This window comes from Streptomyces sp. SM1, assembly GCF_002910825.1.
In the GTDB taxonomy this organism is placed as follows: Bacteria; Actinomycetota; Actinomycetes; order Streptomycetales; family Streptomycetaceae; genus Streptomyces; species Streptomyces okerensis.
Genome location: NZ_NEUB01000965.1, coordinates 1 through 17955 on the forward strand (window position 1 = coordinate 1; position 17955 = coordinate 17955).

Annotated in this window: 18 protein-coding genes; 12 read left to right on the plus strand and 6 right to left on the minus strand. The window is 72.3% G+C overall.

Annotation, left to right across the window (positions count from 1 at the left end; genetic code table 11):
* Nucleotides 1-36: 36 nt before the first annotated feature.
* Entirely contained in the window at nucleotides 37-1698 is a 1662-nt protein-coding gene (locus tag B9S61_RS33740) for a phospho-sugar mutase (protein WP_103545577.1), read from the plus strand.
* Between the two features lie 185 nt (nucleotides 1699-1883).
* Here B9S61_RS33740 and B9S61_RS33745 read toward each other — a convergent pair whose 3' ends face one another.
* On the minus strand, nucleotides 1884-2585 hold the full coding sequence (locus B9S61_RS33745; RefSeq protein WP_103545578.1) for a PH domain-containing protein: 702 nt from the start codon (nucleotides 2583-2585) through the stop codon (nucleotides 1884-1886).
* Nucleotides 2586-2745: 160 nt separating this feature from the next.
* Between B9S61_RS33745 and deoC the strand changes: the two genes are divergently transcribed.
* Genes deoC through B9S61_RS33760 form a run of 3 tightly spaced genes read left to right on the plus strand, consistent with a single transcriptional unit; the run spans nucleotide 2746 to nucleotide 6021 of the window.
* The gene (gene deoC / locus B9S61_RS33750; protein ID WP_103545579.1) at nucleotides 2746-3699 is read left to right on the plus strand and encodes a deoxyribose-phosphate aldolase; all 954 of its coding nucleotides are present in this window, start codon (nucleotides 2746-2748) and stop codon (nucleotides 3697-3699) included.
* 5 nt (nucleotides 3700-3704) lie between these two features.
* Nucleotides 3705-5141 carry an aldehyde dehydrogenase family protein gene (locus B9S61_RS33755; protein WP_103545580.1) on the plus strand — a complete coding sequence of 479 codons (1437 nt, stop codon included), beginning with the start codon at nucleotides 3705-3707 and terminating at the stop codon, nucleotides 5139-5141.
* Nucleotides 5134-6021: an aldehyde dehydrogenase family protein gene (locus B9S61_RS33760; protein WP_103545581.1), complete on the plus strand. Its 888-nt coding sequence runs from the start codon at nucleotides 5134-5136 to the stop codon at nucleotides 6019-6021. Before B9S61_RS33755 ends, B9S61_RS33760 begins: the two co-directional genes overlap by 8 nt.
* Nucleotides 6022-6217: 196 nt before the next feature.
* Here the strand turns inward: B9S61_RS33760 and B9S61_RS33765 are convergent, their stop codons facing one another.
* On the minus strand, nucleotides 6218-6556 hold the full coding sequence (locus B9S61_RS33765) for a hypothetical protein (RefSeq protein WP_103545582.1): 339 nt from the start codon (nucleotides 6554-6556) through the stop codon (nucleotides 6218-6220).
* 128 nt (nucleotides 6557-6684) lie between these two features.
* Between B9S61_RS33765 and B9S61_RS33770 the strand changes: the two genes are divergently transcribed.
* Complete coding sequence (locus B9S61_RS33770; RefSeq protein ID WP_258040002.1) at nucleotides 6685-7371, plus strand: uridine kinase; 687 nt, start codon at nucleotides 6685-6687, stop codon at nucleotides 7369-7371.
* 296 nt (nucleotides 7372-7667) lie between these two features.
* Here the strand turns inward: B9S61_RS33770 and B9S61_RS33775 are convergent, their stop codons facing one another.
* On the minus strand, nucleotides 7668-8405 hold the full coding sequence (locus B9S61_RS33775; protein WP_103545583.1) for a SigE family RNA polymerase sigma factor: 738 nt from the start codon (nucleotides 8403-8405) through the stop codon (nucleotides 7668-7670).
* A gap of 275 nt (nucleotides 8406-8680) precedes the next feature.
* On the opposite strand from B9S61_RS33775, the gene afsQ1 reads away from it, so the two are divergent.
* The 5 genes from afsQ1 to B9S61_RS33800 all read left to right on the plus strand — a co-directional run bounded on the left by afsQ1 (nucleotide 8681) and on the right by B9S61_RS33800 (nucleotide 13296).
* Nucleotides 8681-9358 carry a two-component system response regulator AfsQ1 gene (gene afsQ1, locus B9S61_RS33780; RefSeq protein ID WP_029394402.1) on the plus strand — a complete coding sequence of 226 codons (678 nt, stop codon included), beginning with the start codon at nucleotides 8681-8683 and terminating at the stop codon, nucleotides 9356-9358.
* Entirely contained in the window at nucleotides 9355-10983 is a 1629-nt protein-coding gene (locus B9S61_RS33785) for a sensor histidine kinase (RefSeq protein WP_103545585.1), read from the plus strand. Before afsQ1 ends, B9S61_RS33785 begins: the two co-directional genes overlap by 4 nt.
* Nucleotides 10984-10997: 14 nt before the next feature.
* On the plus strand, nucleotides 10998-11651 hold the full coding sequence (locus tag B9S61_RS33790) for a hypothetical protein (RefSeq protein WP_103545592.1): 654 nt from the start codon (nucleotides 10998-11000) through the stop codon (nucleotides 11649-11651).
* An 801-nt stretch (nucleotides 11652-12452) separates the two neighbouring features.
* Nucleotides 12453-13034: a VanZ family protein gene (locus B9S61_RS33795; protein ID WP_103545586.1), complete on the plus strand. Its 582-nt coding sequence runs from the start codon at nucleotides 12453-12455 to the stop codon at nucleotides 13032-13034.
* Nucleotides 13035-13092: 58 nt separating this feature from the next.
* The gene (locus tag B9S61_RS33800) at nucleotides 13093-13296 is read left to right on the plus strand and encodes a PspC domain-containing protein (RefSeq protein ID WP_103545587.1); all 204 of its coding nucleotides are present in this window, start codon (nucleotides 13093-13095) and stop codon (nucleotides 13294-13296) included.
* Between the two features lie 91 nt (nucleotides 13297-13387).
* On the opposite strand, the gene B9S61_RS33805 is transcribed toward B9S61_RS33800, so the two are convergent.
* Complete coding sequence (locus B9S61_RS33805) at nucleotides 13388-13735, minus strand: ATP-binding protein (RefSeq protein ID WP_103545588.1); 348 nt, start codon at nucleotides 13733-13735, stop codon at nucleotides 13388-13390.
* A gap of 114 nt (nucleotides 13736-13849) precedes the next feature.
* Nucleotides 13850-15031: an adenosine deaminase gene (locus B9S61_RS33810; RefSeq protein ID WP_103545589.1), complete on the minus strand. Its 1182-nt coding sequence runs from the start codon at nucleotides 15029-15031 to the stop codon at nucleotides 13850-13852.
* A 113-nt stretch (nucleotides 15032-15144) separates the two neighbouring features.
* Between B9S61_RS33810 and B9S61_RS33815 the strand changes: the two genes are divergently transcribed.
* Entirely contained in the window at nucleotides 15145-15906 is a 762-nt protein-coding gene (locus B9S61_RS33815; RefSeq protein ID WP_103545590.1) for an alpha/beta hydrolase, read from the plus strand.
* 89 nt (nucleotides 15907-15995) lie between these two features.
* Here the strand turns inward: B9S61_RS33815 and B9S61_RS33820 are convergent, their stop codons facing one another.
* On the minus strand, nucleotides 15996-16958 hold the full coding sequence (locus tag B9S61_RS33820) for a LysR family transcriptional regulator (RefSeq protein WP_103545591.1): 963 nt from the start codon (nucleotides 16956-16958) through the stop codon (nucleotides 15996-15998).
* Nucleotides 16959-17021: 63 nt separating this feature from the next.
* Here B9S61_RS33820 and B9S61_RS33825 point away from each other — a divergent pair.
* Nucleotides 17022-17955 (plus strand): MFS transporter (locus B9S61_RS33825; protein ID WP_103545593.1); only part of this gene is annotated, 934 nt, incomplete at its 3' end.

Genomic DNA, 17955 nt, shown 5'->3' on the forward strand with positions numbered 1-17955 from the left:
CCTGACAGACCACGACCGAGAGAGGCCGACCGAACCGTGGAAGACGACGCCCTCATCACACAGGCGCGGGCATGGCTCGCCGAGGACCCCGACCCGGACACCCGCGAGGAACTCGCCCGCCTCATCGACGCCGGCGACCACGCCGAACTCACCGCGCGCTTCGCCGGCACCCTCCAGTTCGGCACCGCCGGTCTCCGGGGCGAACTCGGCGCGGGCCCGATGCGCATGAACCGCTCCGTGGTCATCCGCGCCGCCGCCGGCCTCGCCGCGTACCTCAAGAAGCACGGCACCCCCCACGGGGACGACACGGCCGGCCTCGTCGTGATCGGCTACGACGCCCGCCACAAGTCCCGCGACTTCGCCGAGGACACCGCCGCCGTCATGACCGGCGCCGGCCTCAGGGCGGCCGTCCTGGACCACCCCCTCCCCACCCCCGTCCTCGCCTTCGCCATACGGCACCTGGGCGCGGTCGCCGGCGTGGAGGTCACCGCCAGCCACAACCCACCCCGGGACAACGGCTACAAGGTGTATCTCGGCGACGGCTCCCAGATCGTCCCCCCGGCCGACGCGGAGATCGCCGCGGAGATCGAAGCCGTGGCCTCCCTCACCACGGTCCCCCGCCCCACCGAAGGCTGGGAGACCCTCGACGACTCGGTCCTCGACGCCTACCTCGCCCGTACGGACGCGGTCCTCGCCGAGAACTCCCCCCGCACGGCCCGCACCGTCTACACCGCGATGCACGGCGTCGGCAAGGACGTCCTCCTCGCCGCGTTCGCCCGCGCGGGCTTCCCCGTCCCGGTCCTCGTCGCCGAGCAGGCCGACCCCGACCCGGAGTTCCCGACCGTCGCGTTCCCCAATCCGGAGGAGCCCGGCGCGATGGACCTGGCCTTCGCGAAGGCCCGCGAGAGCGACCCCGATCTGGTCATCGCCAACGACCCGGACGCCGACCGCTGTGCCGCGGCCGTCAAGGACGGCGGCCCCACCGGCGAGGACTGGCGCATGCTGCGCGGCGACGAGGTCGGCGCGCTGCTCGCCGCGCACCTGGTCCGCCGCGGAGCGACCGGCACGTTCGCGGAGTCGATCGTGTCGTCCTCCCTCCTCGGCCGCATCGCGGAGAAGGCCGGCCTCCCCTACGAGGAGACCCTGACCGGCTTCAAGTGGATCGCAAGGGTCGAGGGCCTGCGCTACGGCTACGAGGAGGCGCTCGGCTACTGCGTCGACCCGGACGGCGTACGCGACAAGGACGGCATCACGGCGGCGCTGCTGCTCACGGAGCTGGCCTCGGAGCTCAAGTCGGAGGGTCGTACGCTCCCCGACCTCCTCGACGATCTCGCCGTCGAGCACGGTCTGCACGCCACCGACCAGCTCTCGGTCCGCGTGCAGGACCTCGGCATCATCGCCGCCGCGATGCGCCGCCTGCGCGAGAAGCCGCCCACGGAGCTGGCCGGCCTGCGTGTGACCCGGGCCGAGGACCTGGCCGAGGGGACGGAGAAGCTCCCGCCCACCGACGGTCTTCGCTACACCCTGGACGGCGCCCGGGTGATCGTCCGTCCGAGCGGCACGGAGCCGAAACTGAAGTGCTACCTGGAGGTGGTGGTCCCGGTCGCCGCGAAGCCGGACCTCCCGGCGGCCCGCGCGGAGGCGACCGCGCTCCTCGCCCGGATCAAGCAGGACCTGTCCGGGGCCGCCGGCATCTGAGGCGCCCACGCGGGGCGAGCCACTCGCCCCGCGTACGCCACCCGACGCTCAACGCCCGTCAGCCGTCACCCGACGCCCAGCACCCGGGCACCCTGGCACCCGACGCCCGGCACCCTGGCACCCTGGCACCCTGGCACCCTGGCACCCGACGCTCAGCTTGCCCAGCGCCCAGCGCCCAGCGCCCGTCACCCCACCGCCAGCAGAACCACCAGCAGCACGGCCCCCGCGACGGCAGGCCCCGCGATCTCATAGGCCCACCGCACGGTCACCTCGCCCTGCGCGGTCCCGACACCCTGCCGCTGCTCGTGCAGCTCACGCATCTCGGCCATGGCCCGGTCGCCCTCGGCCTTCTTCGGCACCTCCGGAGGGGCCCCCGGAATGCGCCCGCGGCCGCCGCCCCGGCCCGCACGCTCTCCGCTCTCGGCGCGAGCGGCGGCCGCGGCCGCCCGGGCCTCGTGCCGTGCCGCCTTGCCACGGGCCCGCAGGGAGACCGGGAGCGCCCACAGCTGGTACTTCGTACCGGACGCGTCGACGACCTCGTTGGAGAACGCGGAGCGCAGCGAGGCGACCTCCCCCCAGGGCAGCACGATCACGCGGAACGGGTTGCGGACGCGCAGCCGGTCGTCGTTGACGTAGACGGCGGGGCGCAGGGTGTAGGCGACGACCAGCGGCACGAGGAGGAGCATCGTGGCGAGGGCGAACCAGGGCGTGCGGCCCTCGCCGGCGATCACCGCGTCGAGGCCGAGCCAGCCGATGATGGCGAGCAGCAGCACACCGCCGACCAGGCCGGCGGGCGACCGGTAGATCCGGTCCTGGTACTGGGGTGTCGCGGGGCCGGAGGGCTTCGTGGGCTCCGGGCCGGGCGACTGGGGGTCGGGGCTCGTCATGCCCCCGATTCTGCACGACGCGGCGACGGACCCGGTACGCGGTGGAGGCCGCGCGCGTACGCCCCGCCGGGTCCCGCTGCCGCGTCCCGCCCGAAGTCGTGCGAGATGCACCTCGGGGCTGTACAGCCGCTACGCGCGTAGATATGCTCGTCTGGTGACCATGCCCAGCACTGCACCGAACGCTCTCAGCGACGTCACCGCGTCCGACAGCACACTGCGCCGCTTCCTCCACGGGCTGCCCGGCGTGGACGCGGTCGGCCTGGAGGCGCGCGCCGCGTCCCTCGGCACCCGTTCGATCAAGACGACCGCGAAGGCGTACGCCATCGACCTCGCCATCTCGATGGTCGACCTGACGACGCTGGAAGGCGCGGACACCCCGGGCAAGGTCCGGGCGCTCGGCGCGAAGGCGGTCCGCCCCGACCCGACCGACCGCACGGCGCCCTCCACGGCCGCGGTCTGCGTCTACCCCGACATGGTGGCCACGGCGAAGGAGGCGGTGGCCGGCTCGGACGTCAAGGTCGCGTCCGTCGCCACCGCGTTCCCGGCCGGCCGCGCCCCGATCGCCGTGAAGCTGGCGGACGTCCGTGAGGCCGTCGCCGCCGGCGCCGACGAGATCGACATGGTCATCGACCGCGGTGCCTTCCTCGCCGGGAACTACAGGAAGGTGTACGACGAGATCACCGCCGTGAAGGAGGCCTGCGGGACGAGCGCCCGCCTCAAGGTCATCTTCGAGACGGGCGAGCTGTCGACGTACGACAACATCCGCCGGGCGAGCTGGCTCGGCATGCTGGCCGGGGCCGACTTCATCAAGACCTCGACCGGCAAGGTCGCCGTCAACGCGACCCCCGCGAACACCCTCCTCATGCTGGAGGCGGTCCGTGACTTCCGCGACCGGACCGGCGTCCAGGTCGGTGTGAAGCCGGCCGGCGGCATCCGTACGACCAAGGACGCCGTCAAGTTCCTGGTCCTGGTCAACGAGACCGTGGGCGAGGACTGGCTGGACAGCCACTGGTTCCGCTTCGGCGCCTCCTCGCTGCTGAACGACCTCTTGATGCAGCGCCAGAAGCTGGCCACCGGCCGCTACTCCGGCCCCGACTACGTGACGGTGGACTGATCACCATGGCACCTGTTTTTGACTACGCGCCGGCGCCCGAGTCCCGCTCGGTCGTCGACCTCGCCCCGTCGTACGGCCTGTTCATCGACGGCGAGTTCACCGAGGCCGCCGACGGCAAGGTCTTCAAGACCGTCTCCCCCTCCACCGAGGAGGTCCTCTCCGAGGTCGCCGAGGCGGGTGAGGCGGACGTCGACCGCGCGGTGAAGGCCGCCCGCAAGGCGTTCGAGAAGTGGTCGGCGCTCCCGGGTTCCGAGCGCGCGAAGTACCTGTTCCGCATCGCCCGCATCATCCAGGAACGCAGCCGCGAGCTCGCCGTCCTGGAGACCCTCGACAACGGCAAGCCGATCAAGGAGACCCGCGACGCGGACCTTCCCCTGGTCGCCGCGCACTTCTTCTACTACGCGGGCTGGGCCGACAAGCTGGACCACGCCGGCTACGGCGCGGACCCGCGTCCCCTCGGCGTGGCCGGCCAGGTCATCCCCTGGAACTTCCCCCTCCTCATGCTGGCGTGGAAGATCGCCCCGGCCCTCGCGACGGGCAACACGGTCGTCCTGAAGCCCGCCGAGACGACTCCGCTCTCCGCCCTGTTCTTCGCGGACATCTGCCGCCAGGCGGGTCTGCCCAAGGGCGTCGTCAACATTCTGACCGGTGACGGCCGCGCCGGCGCCGCGCTGATCGCCCACCCCGACGTGCACAAGGTCGCCTTCACCGGTTCGACCGCCGTCGGCAAGCAGATCGCGCGCACGGTCGCGGGCACCCGCAAGAAGGTGACGCTCGAACTGGGCGGCAAGGGCGCCAACATCGTCTTCGACGACGCCCCCATCGACCAGGCCGTCGAGGGCATCGTCAACGGCATCTTCTTCAACCAGGGCCAGGTCTGCTGCGCGGGCAGCCGCCTCCTGGTCCAGGAGTCGATCCACGACGAGCTGCTGAACTCCCTCAAGCGTCGCCTCACCACCCTCCGCCTCGGCGACCCGCTGGACAAGAACACCGACATCGGCGCGATCAACTCCGCCGAGCAGCTGGCCCGGATCACCGCGCTGGCCGACCAGGGGGAGGCGGAGGGCGCCGAGCGCTGGTCCCCGGCCTGCGAACTCCCGGAGAACGGCTACTGGTTCGCCCCGACGCTGTTCACGAACGTCACCCAGGCGCACACGGTCGCCCGCGACGAGATCTTCGGCCCGGTGCTGTCCGTCCTCACCTTCCGCACGCCCGACGAGGCGGTCGCCAAGGCCAACAACACGCCGTACGGCCTGTCGGCGGGCATCTGGACGGAGAAGGGTTCGCGCATCCTGGCGGTCGCGAACAAGCTCCGCGCGGGCGTCATCTGGTCCAACACGTTCAACAAGTTCGACCCGACCTCGCCGTTCGGCGGTTACAAGGAGTCGGGCTACGGCCGCGAGGGCGGTCGCCACGGCCTGGAGGCGTACCTCGATGTCTGACCGACTCACCGTACTGAAGACCTACAAGCTGTACGTCGGCGGGAAGTTCCCGCGTTCCGAGAGCGGCCGGGTGTACGAGGTGACGGACTCCAAGCAGAACTGGCTGGCCAACGCGCCCCTCTCCTCCCGCAAGGACGCCCGTGACGCGGTGGTCGCCGCGCGCAAGGCGTTCGGTGGCTGGTCCGGCGCGACGGCGTACAACCGCGGCCAGGTCCTCTACCGCGTCGCGGAGATGCTGGAGGGCCGCAGGGACCAGTACGTCCGGGAGGTCGCCGGCGCCGAGGGCCTGTCGAAGTCGAAGGCCGGCGACCAGGTGGACGCGGCGATCGACCGCTGGGTCTGGTACGCGGGCTGGACCGACAAGATCGCCCAGGTGGTCGGCGGCGGCAACCCGGTCGCGGGCCCCTTCTTCAACCTCTCCTCCCCCGAGCCGACGGGAGTGGTCGCCGTACTGGCCCCCCAGAAGTCGTCCTTCCTGGGCCTGGTCTCGGTGGTCGCCCCCGTCATCGCGACCGGCAACACGGCGGTCGTGATCGCGAGCGAGAAGTCCCCGCTCCCCGCCCTCTCCCTCGGCGAGGTGCTGGCCACCTCCGACCTCCCCGGCGGCGTGGTCAACATCCTCTCCGGCCGCACGGCGGAGATCGCCACCCCGCTGGCCTCCCACCAGGACGTCAACGCGATCGACCTCGCGGGCGCGGACGAGGAGCTGGCGAAGGAGCTGGAGATCGCGGCCGCGGACAACCTGAAGCGCGTCCTGCGTCCACAGTCTGTGGACAACTGGTCGGCAGCCCCCGGCACGGACCGCATGACGGCGTTCCTGGAGACCAAGACCGTCTGGCACCCCACGGGCTCCCTGGGCGCCTCGGGCTCCGCGTACTGACGCACACGGACTCGCGCGGGCTCGGACCCGCACGGACCCGGACCCGCACGGGTCCGATCGCCCGGTCGGACCCGTCCGGACCGGCACGGCCCTCGGCCGCGCACTCCCCCCGTCCGGGCGACGCCGTCCCGTGGCAGAGCGCCGTACTCCGCCTCCGTCCGGGAGGGGTACGGCGCTTCGCCGCGTTCCCGCCCGGTCAGCTCCGCAGCGCGTCCGTCACCGGTCCGGCGACCGGGACGGCGCCGACCGACGGGGCCTGGGCGACCGGGCCTGTCACCTCCCGGGAGTCCACCGAGCGGAAGTCGGCGACCTGGGTGCCGACGCCGTTGTCGAGCGGGTCCACGCCCGTGCCGGCGAGGGGGTTGGGCTTGAGGTCCGCGACCGTGCCCACGACCTGCCCGGCATCGTCGAGCAGCGCCTCGGAGCCGGCGGCCGCCGCCGTCGTCGCGGCGCCTCCGAGCGCCACGCCCGCCGTCGCGAGGACCGCCAGGGCGCGTCGGGCGGTCGGCGTCCTGGGTGCCTTGTGTCGGGCCATCGGTCTGCCACCTCTTGCCTTCGCTCGGTGATCGATTCATCGCGCAGCGTAGTTGAGATGTGACGCGCGCTTCAAAGCCGGGCCTCCGGGTCGTACGCCGCCCCGCTGATGCCTCAGACTGGTGTCCCGTGAGTTCCCAGTCGCCCATATCCGCGCGAGTCGTGCTGCTCTGCGGCCCCTCCGGCTCCGGCAAGTCCCTTCTCGCGGCCCGCTCCGGCCTTCCGGTGCTGCGTCTCGACGACTTCTACAAGGAGGGCGACGACCCGACCCTCCCCCTGGTCGCGGGGAGCTCCGACATCGACTGGGACCATCCCGGATCCTGGGACGCGGACGTCGCCGTCGACGCGATCGAGCGGCTGTGCCGCGACCGTCGTACACAGGTTCCCGTCTACGACATCTCGCTGAGCGCCCGTACGGGTGAGGGAGTCGTCGACATCGGCGGGACCCCGCTGTTCATCGCGGAGGGCGTCTTCGCCGCGGAGGTCGTCACCCGCTGCCGTGAACTGGGGCTGCTGGCCGACGCGCTGTGCCTGAGCCGGGGCCCGGTGCGGACGTTCCGGCGGCGCTTCCTGCGGGATCTGCGGGAGGGCCGCAAGTCGGTGCCGTTCCTGCTGCGCCGCGGCTGGCGGCTGATGCGGCAGGAGCGGTCGATCATCGCCCGCCAGACGGCGCTGGGCGCGTACGCGTGCGACCGGGACGAGGCGCTGGGCCGGCTGGCGAAGGCCGCGGTCGCCGGGCGTTCGCAGGCGCCGGTACCGGGCGCGGCGGACCAGGTTCGGATCGAGCCGTCGGGGATCAACCATTCGGCGAGGTAGAAGGCGACGGCGAACACGGGTGGCGGGTACGGCGTACAGCCGGCCGCGATGCCCCCCGGCGCGCGCCAGGGGCACGGGCGCACGAAAAAGCGGGACCGCGTGACGGGCCCCCCGGCCCTGCGCAGTCCCGCTGTTTCGCACTCCCCCGTGCTTCTCCCGTGTCCCCCCTCGGGCCCCTGGTGCGTCCCCCCGCGGGCCGTGGTCGACCGGAACTCCCCCGAATCCCGGATCCCCCGATTCCCCGATTCCCCCGTGCGCCTGGAGGGTTTCCCCCGTCCTCCAGGCTCCCCCTGCCTTCAGGCGACAAGCTCCCCGAAGGCGCTCTCCTCGTCACGGCCGAAGCTGAGGACCTCGTCCTCGCGCAGCCGGCGCAGGGACCGCCAGATGCTCGACTTCACCGTGCCGACACTGATGCCGAGGATGTCCGCGATCTCCGGGTCCGTGCGGCCCTCGTAGTAGCGCAGGACCAGCATGGTGCGCTGGAGCTCGGGCAGCCGGGCCAGCGCCTGCCACAGGACCGCGCGCAGCTCCGTGCCGCGCATCGCGTCCGTGTCGCCGGCCCTCTCCGGCAGTTCCTCGGTCGGGTACTCGTTCAGCTTGCGGCGGCGCCACGCGCTGATGTGCAGGTTGGTCATGGTGCGGCGGAGGTATCCGCCGACCGCCGCCTTGTCACTGATCCGGTCCCACGCCCGGTAGGTCGAGAACAGCGCGCTCTGCAGCAGGTCCTCGGCCTCGAAGCGGTCGCCGGTCAGGTGGTAGGCGGTGGCGTACAGGGAGGCGCGGCGCTCCTGGACGTAGGCGGTGAACTCCGCCTCCGACAGCGAGCGGCGCTCCCCCGAGCCCTCCCCGTACGCGGTTCCCCCGTTCGTGTCCCCCGTGGGTGCGTCAACCACCGTCATGATCGTGGTGTGCTGACGCCCGGCGCCACGAGCGCACCCCCGCATGCTCGCGGCACCGGACCTCTCGGAACCCCGGTTCACGTCGTGCAGCCGCGTGATCACTGCGCTGGAGCTGGTGCCGTGCAGCGTGTTCATCTCGCGCCCCCCGTCGTGGAGTTCCGGTGTTCTGCCGTGCTGTTGTGCGGTCCTGCCGTCGTGCTGTTGTGCTGTTGTGCTTGTGCCGAGAAGCTTGCCCGGGGACCTTCATCGGCGTGTCAGCCGACTGTCACAGACGTGTCACAGGGGTCGGTCACGGTGGGGGCACCGATCCTTCACAAGCGTCGGCGCACGTAGCGGCACGTATCCGGGCCGAATGGGCATCTGTCGCCCACGGGTCGAACAGGAAGCACTCCATGGGCCAGAATGAGCGCGTGCCTTCCCTGTTGCTGATCGAGGACGACGACGCCATCCGCACGGCCCTGGAGCTCTCACTGACGCGCCAGGGTCACCGAGTGGCGACCGCTGCCAGTGGCGAGGACGGTCTGAAGCTGCTGCGCGAGCAGCGGCCGGACCTGATCGTGCTGGACGTGATGCTGCCCGGCATCGACGGTTTCGAGGTGTGCCGTCGTATCCGGCGCACCGACCAGCTGCCGATCATCCTGCTGACCGCCCGCAACGACGACATCGACGTGGTCGTCGGTCTCGAGTCGGGCGCCGACGACTACGTCGTCAAACCGGTCCAGGGGCGGGTGCTGGACGCCCGTATCCGGGCCGTGCTGCGGCGCGGGGAACGGGAGTCCAGTGACTCGGCGAGCTTCGGCAGTCTGGTCATCGACCGTTCGGCGATGACCGTGACGAAGAACGGCGAGGACCTCCAGCTGACGCCGACCGAGCTGCGGCTGCTGCTCGAGCTGAGCCGGCGGCCGGGGCAGGCACTGTCCCGGCAGCAGTTGCTGCGGCTGGTGTGGGAGCACGACTACCTGGGCGACTCGCGTCTGGTGGACGCGTGTGTCCAGCGGCTGCGCGCCAAGGTCGAGGACGTGCCGTCGTCCCCGACCCTGATCCGCACCGTGCGCGGTGTCGGCTACCGGCTGGACCCGCCTCAGTGACACACGAGCACCAAGGGGGGGTCCGCGGCTGGTTCGCGGCGCGCAAGGGAGTCTGGTCACGGCTGCGTTTCACCAGTCTGCGGCTGCGGCTGGTCGTGGTGTTCGGGATGGTCGCGCTCACCGCCGCGGTGTCGGCGTCCGGGATCGCGTACTGGCTGAACCGTGAATCCGTACTGACCCGTACCCAGGACGCGGTGCTGCGCGACTTCGAACGGGAGATGCAGAACCGTGCGGGCGCGCTGCCGGAGCATCCGACGCAGGACGAACTGCAGCGCGCGGCGGGGCAGATGGCGACCAGCAGTCAGCGTTTCACCGTGCTGCTGATCGCGCGGAACCCCGACGGACGGACGGTGTACGGCAGTTCGGGCGGGCTGAACGGCTTCTCGCTGCAGGACGTGCCGAAGGCGCTGCGGGACGCGGTCACCGAACGGCAGAAGGTCACGTCGACCAACACGTATCCGCACCATCTGTACTGGCAGCGGACGGTGGACGACGACACCCCGTACCTGGTGGCGGGGACGCGGGTGATCGGCGGCGGGCCGACCGGCTACATGCTGAAGTCGCTGGAGCCGGAGGCCAAGGACCTGGGCTCGCTGGCCTGGTCGCTGGGGATCGCGACGGCGCTGGCGCTGATAGGTTCCGCGCTGCTCGCGCACGCCGCCGCGACGACCGTGCTGAAGCCGGTACAGCGGCTGGGGGTGGCCGCGCGGCGCCTCGGCGAGGGCCGACTGGACACCCGGCTGAGGGTGTCGGGCACCGACGAACTCGCCGATCTGTCCCGCACGTTCAACAAGGCGGCCGAAGCGCTGGAGAAGCGGGTGGCCGACATGGCCGCACGGGACGAGGCCTCGCGCCGGTTCGTGGCGGACATGAGCCATGAACTGCGTACGCCGCTGACCGCGATCACGGCGGTGACGGAAGTCCTGGAGGAGGAGCTCGAGTTCGAGGGCGGCGGGATCGACCCGATGATCGAGCCCGCGGTACGACTGGTGGTGAGCGAGACCCGGCGGCTGAACGACCTCGTGGAGAACCTGATGGAGGTCACCCGCTTCGACGCCGGAACCGCCCGTCTGGTGCTGGACGACGTCGACGTCGCGGACCAGATCACCGCCTGCATCGACGCGCGTGCCTGGCTGGACGCGGTCGACCTGGACGCCGAGCGCGGTATCCACGCGCGGATCGACCCGCGCCGGCTGGACGTGATCCTGGCCAACCTCATCGGCAACGCGCTCAAGCACGGCGGTTCGCCGGTGCGGGTGGCGGTGCGGGAGTCCGGCACCGGGGGTGTGGACGGCGCGGAGCGGACCGGGGACGGGGGCGTCGGCGGGGGCACGGTGGTCATCGAGGTGCGGGACCACGGGCCGGGCATCCCGGAGGAGGTCCTGCCGCATGTCTTCGACCGCTTCTACAAGGCGAGTGCCTCCCGGCCGCGCAGCGAGGGCAGCGGTCTGGGGCTGTCCATCGCGCTGGAGAACGCGCACATCCACGGCGGTGAGATCACCGCGGCGAACTCGCCCGAGGGCGGCGCCGTGTTCACGCTGCGGCTGCCGCGGGACGTGTCCGCGGAGGATGCGCCGGAGCGGGACGGCGACGTCGTGGACGAAGGCGCCGAGGGGGGCGCCTGATGGGTGCGGGCCGGATGACCGAACGGCGGGCCGTCCCGCGGCGGACGGCCGTACGGGAGGCTGCCGCCTGCGGAGTGCGGAGGCTGCTGGCCGTCGGGGCGCTCGGGACTCTGCTGGCCGGGTGCGGGATCCGGGCCACGGAGGTGCCGACCGACTTCGGTCCGGCGCCCTCGCGGGTGCTCTGCTCGCCGGTCGAGCCGGAGGTCCCGACGCAGGCCGGGCGGGGGCTCCCGGTACAGGTGTTCCTGCTCTGCGAATCGTCGCTGGTGGCCGTGGACCGGACGGTACGGGTGCCGGACGGAGCCGCGGACGCGCGGCGGGCGCTGGTGGCGCAGGGGCTGCTGGACGTGATGTCGCAGGAGCCGTCGGACGCCGAGCGGAAGGCCGGGTACACCACGCGCGTGCCGCGCGGGACGAAGGTGAGCGGTCCGCGGCCCGGCGATCCGGAGGACACACTGCGGCTGAGCACCGAGCCGGGGAACCTGTCCTCCCCCGGGCTGGCGCAGGTCGTGTGCACCTTCTCCGACTCGTCGGCCGCCGACGGGGACGGGTCGGTGATCCTGGGCGGTCCCGACGACAGCCGCCCGCGCCGCTACAAGTGCACGGACGCGGTCCGTAGCCGTCCGGGCGAGGAGGAACCGCCCTCCACGAAGGCCACCGGCGGCTGAGCGGAAGGCACCGGGACAGACCAGGGCCGACCCGCCCCGCCGCCGGACGGTGAGACCGCGACGGGGCGGGCGGGGCCGACGGGACGGGCCCGGTGACGGCCGGACGGCACACCACCGGACACGTCGGCAGACCCGGCCGAAGCGCGAAGGCCACACGAGTCGGCCACCCGCACACGACGAGCCCAGCGGCCCCCGCCGACAGTGGAAGGCGCGACGAGACGCCACGCGGCCGATGGCCAACCACCGACACGTCGGCAGACCCGGCCGAAGCGCGAAGGCCACACGAGTCGGCCACCCGCACACGACGAGCCCAGCGGCCCCCGCCGACAGTGGAAGGCGCGACGAGACGCCACGCGGCCGATGGCCAACCACCGACACGTCGGCAGACCCGGCCGAGGCGCGGAGACCACGCGAGTCGGCCACCCGCACACGACGAGCCCAGCGGCCCCCGCCCACGGTGAAGGCGCGACGAGACGCCAGGCGGCCGGTGACCACCCCGGAAACGTCGGCAGCCCGCCGACGCGCGCAGCCCGCTCGACCTCAGCCGCCCGACAGGACGAGCCCAGCGGCCCCCGGCCACCGATGGAAGCGCCACGGGACGCCAGGCGGCCGGTGACGGCCGCGGGACGCGTCGGCGGGTCCCGCCCGGAGGGCGGAGGCCGTGCGGGGCGGGTGAGGGTGCGGGCGGGCCGACGATGTGGTCCGGGGTGACGTGACCGGTCCGGACTGTGGCGCATGCCTCACGAGGTGAACGGGTGACATGCCGGAACCGATCGTGCCGGACGCCGCGTCTTGGGGGGCGTGCAGCGTCAAGGCCTCACCGGCGGCACCGCCGCGTCCCGTATCCGTGTGACAGGAGGGCTCCTCCTGGCCGCGCACCTCGCGTTCGTCGCCTGGTACACGCTGCGCCCGCTGGACGTCCCCTGGGTGATGCCCGCGAATCTGCGGCCCTTCGCCGGCATCCGGGGCGATTTCGCGCTGGGCTGGGTGACGGGGGTACGGCGGGTCGGCGAGGCGATGGCGCTGCTGGCTCCGCTGGGCGTGCTGCTGCCGCTGGCCGGGGGCCGGCTGGCGGTGTCCCGGCTGGGATCGCTGATCCGCACCATGGCCGCGGTCGCCCTCGTCTCCCTGGCCGTCGAGCTGCTGCAGACCGCGGTGCCGGGGCAGGTCGTCGACGTGGACTCGCTGCTGCTGAACACGGCCGGCGCGGCGCTCGCGCACCTGGCCGTGGTGCCGGCGGGCCGCGCCCGGCTGCGCCGCAGGGACGAGCGGCGGCCCGTGACGGCCCTCCTCCCGGAGGAGCCGGCTCAGGGGCGGACCCCGACGATTCCGAGGGTCGGGATCGCTCCGTGGAGCGACGCGTTTCCCCCTTCGTCTCCGTAACGTGGAGTGCATGAGGCAGCCGACCGGGAGGCCTCGCACCGCTGACGAAGGAGCCGTCATGAGCCGCCTCGCCCGCCCCACCAACGACCGGATGATCGGCGGAGTGTGCGCCGCGCTGGCCCGGCGCTTCGGCACCTCCACGACCACGATGCGGGTGATCTTCCTGGCATCGTGTCTGCTTCCGGGACCGCAGTTCCTGCTGTACATAGCGCTGTGGGTGCTGCTGCCCTCGGAGGACAAGGCCCGGACGCCGGCCTGGTAGTCCGCGAGAACACCGTCTCCCCGCGCATACGCCGATGGGGCGCACCCCGGAAACCGGGATGCGCCCCATCGGCGGTTCACGCCTGGGTGGTTCAGCTGCCGAGCGGGATGCCGTTGACGTTGAGGGCCTTGGCGGGCAGCTGGTTCACCGGCAGACCGCCGAGGAGACCGGCGCCCGGAACCGCGGGGCCCGCCTTCTCGGCCACCGGCTGCACGGCCGCCACACCGGTGCCGGCCAGCTCCTGGCCCGTGGACAGCGCCTCGGCCGAGCCCGGCGCCGCACCGGACAGCCGCTCCGCCGGAACGGCCTGGGTGACGGTGTCCAGCGCCTGGCCGGCGTCCGGAACGGCCGGGGCCGCGTTGGCGGCACCCGCACCGGCGGCGGCGAAGGCGGCACCGAGAGCGGCGACACCGAGGGTCTTGGCAGCAGACTGCTTCATGTATATGCGTCCTCGAAATGGGATACGGGGAGTGAGCGGTGCTGCGACGGTAAACACGCGGCACCGCCCGCCGCAAACATCGAAATGCGGATGAATGGTGAACGCCGCTTGTGTTTACGTTTCCCGAGAACGCGCCGCCCAGCGCTCCGTTTCCGCGGAACCGCTGGTGGAGGCGGTCTGTCGGAACAGCCATTCGGATTTCAGCTCGGCGTATCCGGGCTTGATGACGTCATTGATCATGGCCAGTCGTTCATCGAAAGGGATGAACGCTGATTTCATCCCATTGACGGAGAACCACTGCATGTCGTCGAGCGTGTAACCGAAGGCGTCGACCAGGTGCTCGAATTCCCGGCTCAGGGTGGTGTGGGACATCAGACGGTTGTCGGTGTTCACGGTGGCCCGGAAATGCAGCCTTCGCAGCAGGCCGATCGGGTGTTCGGCGTACGAGGACGCCGCGCCGGTCTGCAGGTTGGAGCTCGGGCACAGTTCCAGCGGGACGCGCTTGTCCCGGACGTAGGAGGCGAGCCGGCCGAGCTCGACCGTGCCGTCGTCGCGGACCCGGATGTCGTCGATGATCCGCACCCCGTGGCCGAGCCGGTCGGCGCCGCACCACTGCAGGGCCTGCCAGATGGAGGGCAGTCCGAACGCCTCGCCGGCGTGAATGGTGAAGTGGTTGTTCTCCCGCTTCAGGTACTCGAAGGCGTCGAGATGCCGGGTGGGCGGGTAGCCGGCCTCGGCGCCCGCGATGTCGAAGCCGACGACGCCCAGGTCCCGGTAGCGGTTGGCGAGTTCGGCGATCTCCAGGGAGCGGGCGGCGTGCCGCATCGCGGTGAGCAGGGCGCCGACCCGGATGCGGCGGCCGTTCTCCCGTGCGCGCCGTTCCCCCTCCCGGAAGCCCTCGTCGACCGCCTCGACGACCTCTTCGAGGGTCAGCCCGCCTTCGAGGTGCTGCTCGGGGGCGTAGCGCACCTCGGCGTAGACGACGCCGTCCTCGGCCAGGTCCTCGGCGCACTCGGCGGCGACCCGGACGAGGGAGTCCCGGGTCTGCATGACCCCGACGGTGTGCGAGAAGGTCTCCAGGTAGCGCTCCAGGGATCCGGAGTCGGCGGCCTCCCGGAACCAGAGCGCGAGCTTGCCGGGGTCGGTCTCGGGGAGCTGGGGATACCCGTTCTCCCGGGCCAGGTCGACGACGGTGCCGGGACGCAGGCCGCCATCGAGGTGGTCGTGCAGCAGAACCTTGGGCGCCCGGCGGATCTGGTCCGCCGTCGGGGTGTTCGCGATGGTCTGGCTCGTCATTTCCGCACTCTAACTCCTACGCGCGTAGATCACCGGTGGGAGAAATTCGTCGATACGCAACGGTGACCGCACGGACGGGGCGGGTACACCGCCTCTTCTGAGAATGTTCTGTCATGGCACAGCAAGCGACACCGGTGCGCACGGCCCGGCTGGGGAGGACGCTCGGATCGGAGCCGGCGGCGGTGAGCGGTGTGGTGCTGCTGCTCCCGGCCGGCGAGGAGGTCTCCACCCGCAGACCGTCCCCCATGGTGGCGGCCGCGTCGGTGCGGGGCCTCGGCCGGCGTCTCGCCCGCGCGGGACACGAGCACGGTCTCGCCACCCATGTCGTCCACTACCGCTACCGGGGCTGGAACGGCAGCGAGGCGCATCTCGCACGGGACGCCGCCTGGGCCGCCGACGAGGCCGTACGGCGCTACGGGGACGTCCCCGTCTGCCTGGTCGGTCTCGGTATGGGCGGCCGGGCGGCGCTCCGCGCGGGGGGCCACGAGGCGGTCGGCTCCGTGGTGGCGCTGGCCCCCTGGCTGCCCGGGGAGGACGTGGCGGCGCCGCCCGAGCCGGTGAAACAGCTCGTCGGACGGCGCGTGCTGGTGGTGCACGGCACCCATGACGCCCGGACGGATCCGGAGTTGTCGTTCCGGCTGGCGGCGCGGGCGAAGAAGGCGAACCGGGAGGTGTGCCGGTTCGAGGTCCACGCGGACGGTCACGGGCTGAGTCAGTACCGGGACGAAGTACTGGCGCTGGCGGAGGACTTCGTGATGGGGGCGTTGTTCGGGCGGGCGCTCTCGCGGCCCGTGCGGGACGCCCTGGCGGCGCCTCCGCCGCTGGGGTTGCGGATGCCGCTCGCTGCCGGGTTCGGCAGGTCGTTGCAGCGGTAGCGCCGTTGGGGTCATGGTTCGCGACCTCGGCCGTCGGTGGCTTGTCGCGCTCACGCGGCGGAGCCGCATGGTGATGCAGCCCCGCGCCCCTAGCTGGGCAGCAGTGTGCCTCTTTTTGAGAGCAGGAACTTCTTGAAGGCGGCCACCGGGGGTGTGTCCGGGTGGCCGGCGAGCCAGGCCACACCGATCTCTCTCGCCGCTCTGGGGGCGGTCACCGTCAGCTCGACGACTCCGGGGCGGGGGAAGGGCGGTGGCGGGAGGAGGGCCACGCCGAGGCCGGCCGCCACCAGGCCGCGCAGCGTTTCGGCTTCCTCCCCCTCGAAGGCGATACGGGGCCTGAAACCGGCCTGGGCGCACAGGTCGTCGGTGATGCGGCGCATGCCGTAGCCGGGTTCCAGGGTCACGAAGTTCTCGTCGGCGGCCTCGGCGAGGCGGATCCGGCGGCGGCCGGCGAGCCGGTGGTCGGCGGGGACGACCAGGCGCAGTCGCTGCTCGTCGAGGCGGCGGGCGACGAGATCGGGGGCGTCCGGCACCGGAGAGGTCAGGCACAGGTCGAGTTCGCCCGCGCGGAGGCCCTCCAGCATGGCCTCTCCGTAGTTCTGGACGAGGCTGAAGCGGATGCGCGGATGGTCGGCGCGGAAGGCGTGCAGCAGGCCGGGTACGGTCTCGGCGCCCATGGTGTGCAGAAAGCCGAAGGCGACCTTGCCGGTGGCCGGGTCGGCGTCGGCGCGCACCGCGTCCGCGGCGCGTTCGATCTCGGCGAGGGCGCGTTCGACGGAGGTGAGGAAGGTGCGGCCGGCGGGGGTCAGGGAGACGGTGCGGCCGTGGCGGGCGAACAGGTCGACGCCCAGGTCCTCTTCGAGGCGGACCATCGACCGGGAGAGCGTCGACTGCGGCACCTGCATCTCCTGGGCGGCGCGCGTCACGTGCTCGGTGCGGGCGACTCCGGCGAAGTGGGCGAGGCGCGGGGCGAGCACCCTGGACATGTCGTCCGTGTCTCGTGTGTCACCGGTCTGTGACAGCCGTCCTCGTGACCTCCGCTGATGCTCCATGGGATCGATTATGGCGATTCCGTGCATTGGACGGATGAGCGGGGCCGTACGTAGCTTCGGGGCATGTCTCCCGCCAGTACCGGGGCGTCCACCAGTGTGGGCGCCGTCGCATCCGTTCCCGCCGCCCCGCCGCCCGTCTCCGAGTCCCGGATGTCTCCGGGCGGGCCCGGTTTCCGCCGGATGAGTCTCGCCCTGTTCCTCGCGGGTGTCGCGACGTTCGCGCTGCTCTACTCCACCCAGGCCCTGCTGCCGCTGATCTCCGGCGACTTCGCGGTGAGCGCGAGCGACGCGAGCTGGACGGTGTCGGCGGCGACCGGCGGTCTGGCGCTGTTCGTGCTGCCGATGAGCGCGCTGTCCGAGCGGTTCGGGCGGCGTACGGTCATGACGGTCTCCCTGGCGGTCGCGGTGACCGTCGGGCTGCTGGTGCCGTTCGCCCCGTCGCTGGGCGCGCTGGTGGCGCTGCGGGCGCTGCAGGGCGCGGCCCTGGCCGGGCTGCCCGCGTCGGCGACGGCGTATCTGGCGGAGGAGGTCACGCCCAGGGCGCTGGTGACGGCGATCGGTCTGTTCGTGGCCGGCAACAGCGTGGGCGGGATGAGCGGCCGGGTGATCACCGGCTGGGTGGCGCAGGAGTGGGGCTGGCGGGTGGCCGTCGGGGTGATCGGGCTGATCGCGGTGGCGTGCGCGGTGGCGTTCCGGCTGCTGCTGCCGGCGCCGGAGCACTTCCGTCCGGGGTCGCTGCGGCCGCGCGTGCTGGCCGGTACGGTGCGCGGTCACCTGGCCGATCCGCTGCTGCGGCGGCTGTTCGCGATCGGGGCGCTGTTCATGACGGTGTTCGGGGGCGTGTACACGGTCATCGGGTACCGGCTGACCGAGGCGCCGTTCTCGCTGCCGCAGGGGATCGCCGGGTCGGTCTTCCTGGTGTACCTGGTGGGCACGGTCTCGGCCTCGGGCGCCGGGCGGCTGGTGGGGCGGCTGGGGCGCCGGGGCGCGCTGTACG